Origin of the sequence: Asaia siamensis, from assembly GCF_014635085.1 — a bacterium.
In the GTDB taxonomy this organism is placed as follows: domain Bacteria; phylum Pseudomonadota; class Alphaproteobacteria; order Acetobacterales; family Acetobacteraceae; genus Asaia; species Asaia siamensis.
In genome coordinates this window covers 1-761 of sequence record NZ_BMCH01000016.1, presented here as the reverse complement: position 1 = coordinate 761, position 761 = coordinate 1, and the positions used below count along the sequence as shown (strand labels likewise).

The window sequence follows — 761 nt, the reverse complement described above, 5'->3', positions numbered from 1 at the left end:
TAGGTGCTCATGTTCTTGATGACGTTGCTGTTGGCGCCGAGCGTCGAGGTGACGAAGGTCATGGCCTTGATGGCTGCCTGCACCTGGGCGATCATGTCAGAGACATTGCCGGTGCCCTTGAGGGTGCCGGAGCCTTCGAACACGTTGGTCGTCGGGTTGACGCCAGCGGTGCTGCTGGAGGTAAGACCGAGGGCGTCGGTCAGGCTTGTGCCAGCGGTGCCAGCCTGGAAGGCGGTGCCGGTGCCGAAGACAGACGGTGCGCCTGCGATGGACGAGCCACCCATATAGGAAGCGATGGCGGCGTTGAACCCGGTGATGGTGGTCTGGTCACCCTGCAGGCCGGTGACATATTTCAGGTCGCTGGCGGTGATGCCCAGACCGTCGCTGGTGGCACCCGAGATCAGGTTGACGCCATTGAAGGTGGCATTGCGCGAGATGGTGTCGATCTGCTGAAGCAGGCCGGTGATCTGCGTGCCGATCTGGTCGAGGGCGGCGGGGCTGCCCTGGTTGTTGCCGAGCGAAGTCACGGCGTTCTGAACGCTGTTGAGCACGCTGATGATCTGGTTGACGGCAGTGCTGGTCGAGCTGACCGTCTGCGCGGCAAAGGAGAGGCCGTCATTGACTGCGGACTGGCCGGAAACATTGCCCTGCATCTGCTGGGCAATGCCGTAGGCAGCGGCGTTGTCAGCGGCGCTCGAGACCTTCAGGCCGGTCGAGATGGTGTTTTCTGCACTGCTCAGGGCGGACTGCGTGGCGTTCAG

At 63.1% G+C, this 761-nt stretch carries 1 protein-coding gene; it reads right to left on the bottom strand.

Annotated elements, in window-relative coordinates; all coding sequences use genetic code 11:
* Positions 1–761: flagellin (locus tag IEV53_RS14735; RefSeq protein ID WP_188427590.1), on the bottom strand; the 761-nt coding region annotated here is incomplete at both ends.